At 76.9% G+C, this 3,135-nt stretch carries 4 protein-coding genes; 1 reads left to right on the forward strand and 3 read right to left on the reverse strand.

The window, feature by feature from the left end:
- Both TR48_RS29130 and TR48_RS29135 read right to left on the reverse strand, forming a co-directional pair.
- On the reverse strand, positions 1 to 1,174 hold a 1,174-nt coding region (locus tag TR48_RS29130), incomplete at its 3' end, for a primosomal protein N' family DNA-binding protein (protein WP_042372894.1).
- 87 nt (positions 1,175 to 1,261) lie between these two features.
- On the reverse strand, positions 1,262 to 1,924 hold the full coding sequence (locus tag TR48_RS29135; protein ID WP_042372955.1) for an NAD(P)H-binding protein: 663 nt from the start codon (positions 1,922 to 1,924) through the stop codon (positions 1,262 to 1,264).
- Positions 1,925 to 2,063: 139 nt separating this feature from the next.
- On the opposite strand from TR48_RS29135, the gene TR48_RS29140 reads away from it, so the two are divergent.
- On the forward strand, positions 2,064 to 2,660 hold the full coding sequence (locus TR48_RS29140; protein WP_042372895.1) for a TetR/AcrR family transcriptional regulator: 597 nt from the start codon (positions 2,064 to 2,066) through the stop codon (positions 2,658 to 2,660).
- Here TR48_RS29140 and TR48_RS29145 read toward each other — a convergent pair.
- A partial coding sequence (locus TR48_RS29145) for a GNAT family N-acetyltransferase (protein WP_152628245.1) occupies positions 2,647 to 3,135 on the reverse strand: 489 nt, incomplete at its 5' end. The genes TR48_RS29140 and TR48_RS29145 overlap by 14 nt on opposite strands.

Raw genomic sequence — 3,135 nt, forward strand, 5'->3', positions numbered from 1 at the left:
GGCGGGCGGCGAGCGCTGCGGCGTCGGCGGCCTGGTCGTGGTCGCCGACGGTCCGCACCAGCGGGGCGACCCGGCGCACCTCCTCGCGGGCGGCGGCCAGCGGGCGGGCCCAGCCGGTGCGCAGCAGCTGCGCCGCCTCGACGGTGACGGCGAAGCCGCCGACGAGAGCCGCCGCGCCGGCCTCGCCGGCACGCAGCAGCAGGACGTCGCGCGCGTGCGGCTGGGGGGCGTGCGGCTCACTGTGTGAGGAGTCGCCGTCGTCCCAGATCGCGACCAGGCCGAGGTCGGTGACGGGGGCGAACATCGCGGCGCGGGTGCCGACGACGGCCCTGACCGCGCCCCGGCTGACGGCGAGCCAGCGCCGGTACCGCTCCTCCGCGCCGAGCTCCGCGGTGAGCGCGACGTGCCGCCCTGGGCCGAGCAACGCGTCCAGCGCCGCGTCGACGCGGGCGACGGCGCGTCCGTCGGGCAGCACCACGAGCGCGCCGCGGCCGGAGGCGAGGGCGGCCGCGGTCGCGCGGGCCAGCTCGTCCGGCCAGGTGGGCCCGGGCAGAGCGGACCAGACGGCGCGCGGCGACTCGCCGTCGGCGAGCGCCCGCAGGTACGAGGGGCCGTCGGCGTAGCGGGCCCAACTGCCGGGATCGGGCGCGGTGATGGCGGCAGGGGTCTCCGTCGCCGGCTCGGACTCGGGCTTGTTGTGCTTGGGCGGGACGGCGAGCTGGAGCACGTCCGCGAGCGTGCCCGCGTAGCGGTCGGCGACGGAGCGGCAGAGCCGCAGCAGCTCCGGTGAGAGCACGCGTTCGGGCGAGAGCACCTGGGCGAGCGGCGCCAGCGGACCGGCGAAGTCGCTGGCGGCGAGGCGCTCGACGACGAACCCGTCGACGAGCTTGCCGCCCTCGCGCCGCCCCTGCCCCTTGACGACGCGTCCGCCGAAGCGGACCCGCACCCGCACGCCCGGCTGCGCGGCCTCGTCGAGGCGTGCCGGGACGGCGTAGTCGAAGTACTGGTCGAGGTGGGACAGGCCCTTGTCGACGACGACCCGCGCGACGGGCAGACCCTCCGCCATGGGCTTGGGCTTGGGCCGCGCCTTGGCGCGCCGCAGCTCCGTCCGGATCAGTTCGAGCTGTTCGCTCGCCGGGCTTTCGGTGGGTTCGGGGACGTCGGAGTGGGCCATCGCTCCTCAAGTCCTACCAGAAGACGCCGACAGCCAGCGTCGGCGGAAGCCGCGGGCCGCCCGGGGAGCGCCCGCGGACGCGACCTCTCAGCCCAGCGCGCGGACGGCGTCCGCGACGGGGGTCTCGCCGCTGGTCAGCTCCAGGACGCTGCCGCCGCCCGCGCCGGAGCCGAGCAGCTCGGCCAGCACCAGGGCCACGTCCGCCCTCGGCACGCTGCCCGGGGCGAGCGGGGGCGGGGCGAGCGCGACCAGGCCCGTGCTCGGGGTGTCGAGCAAGCGGCCGGGGCGCAGCACCGTCCAGTCGAGGGAGCGGGAGCGCAGGTCCTCCTCGGCCTGGGTCTTGGCGTCGATGTAGGCGGCCCAGATCTCGTCGGTGCCGGGCCTGGGCGGGGAGCCCGCCCCCATGGTGGAGATCTGCAGGAAGCGGCGGACGCCCACCTGCTCCGCGGCGGCGGCCAGCTTGACCGAGCCGTCGCGGTCGACGGTGTACTTGCGTTCCGCGCTGCTGCCGGGCCCGGCGCCCGCCGCGAAGAGCGCGGCGTCGGCGGACCGCTCGCGCAGCACCTCCGCGACCTGCTCGACGGAGGACCGCTCCAGGTCGAGCACGACCGGTTCCGCCCCCGCCGCGCGCAGGTCGTCGGCCTGCTCGGGCTTGCGGATGAAGCCGACCGCGAGGTCGCCGCGGCGGGCGAGCTCGCGGGAGAGGAGGAGGGCGATCTGGCCATGGCCACCGGCGATGACGATGCGCATGCCCGCCACGCTAACACCCGGCTCCCGGCCCTGGCCGACGACACGATTGGCGACACGGGCGCCGTCCTGCTTTGATAAATGAACGACCATTCACTTATCGGCGGACGGGGGCGGCACGGTGGCGGGACGGCCGCGCGGCATGGACGACTCGGCGATCCTGAACGCCGCCGCCCACGTCATGGGCCGCACCGGGCCGGCCGGGTTGACGCTGGCCCTCATCGCCGCCGAGGTGGGGCTCGCCCCGGCCACGCTCGTGCAGCGCTTCGGCTCGAAGCGCGGCCTGCTGCTCGCGCTCTCGGCACGCACCGTCGCCGACGTCGACGCGAGCGCCACCCGCGTCCGCGCGGAGCACGACGCCCCGCTGGCCGCGCTCGACGCGCTGGTCGCGGGCCTGTGGCCGGCCGAGCTCACCCCCGAGGAATACGCCAACCACCTGGCCTTCCTCTGCACGGACCTCGCGGACGCCGAGGCCCGCGCCCACGCGCTCGCCGCGCACGAGGCCCAGGACCGGGCCACGGCCGCGCTGCTCGCCGAGGCGGTCGAGCGCGGCGACCTGCGGGCGGACACGGACGTCGGCGCGCTGACCGCCGCGGTCCAGGCGGCGGTGACGGGCGCCGGACTGCTCTGGTCCCTCGACCACCGCGCCACCCTGCCCGAACGCCGCCGCGACGCGCTGCACGGCGTGCTCGCGCCCCACCGGGCCGTCGGCGTCGTCGCCCGCGCTACGGGGCGGTGAACTCCACCACCGTGTGGTCCGCGATCGGGCGGTAGCCGATCCGCCGGTAGAGGGCGTTGCTGGTCGGGTTGGCCAGGTCCGTGAAGAGCAGCACCTGCTCCGACCCCGACCGCCGCAGTTCCCGGCTCGCCTGCGCCACGACCGCTCCGGCGTAGCCCCGGCCGCGCAGCTCGGCGGGCGTGTAGACGGGCGCGACCCTGACCTGTCCGGCGACCCGCCCCGACCAGCCGACCATCGAGACCGGGCGGCCTGCCTCGTCCTGCCAGAGCAGCACCCGCCCGTCCGCCACGCGGTCGGCGACGTGGAAGTCCCGCTGCGGCTCCCCGACGAAGGAGGCGAACGTCTCGAACCAGCCCGTGAGCAGCGGCACGTCCGCCGCCGTCGCGAGCCGGGCCGCACCGGCGGGCAACGGCCCCGGCTCGGTCACCTCACCGAGCCGGAACAGGCGCTCGGCGCGGAACACCCCCCAGTCCCG

It is taken from the genome of Streptacidiphilus neutrinimicus, from assembly GCF_000787815.1.
Classification (GTDB): domain Bacteria; phylum Actinomycetota; class Actinomycetes; order Streptomycetales; family Streptomycetaceae; genus Streptacidiphilus; species Streptacidiphilus neutrinimicus.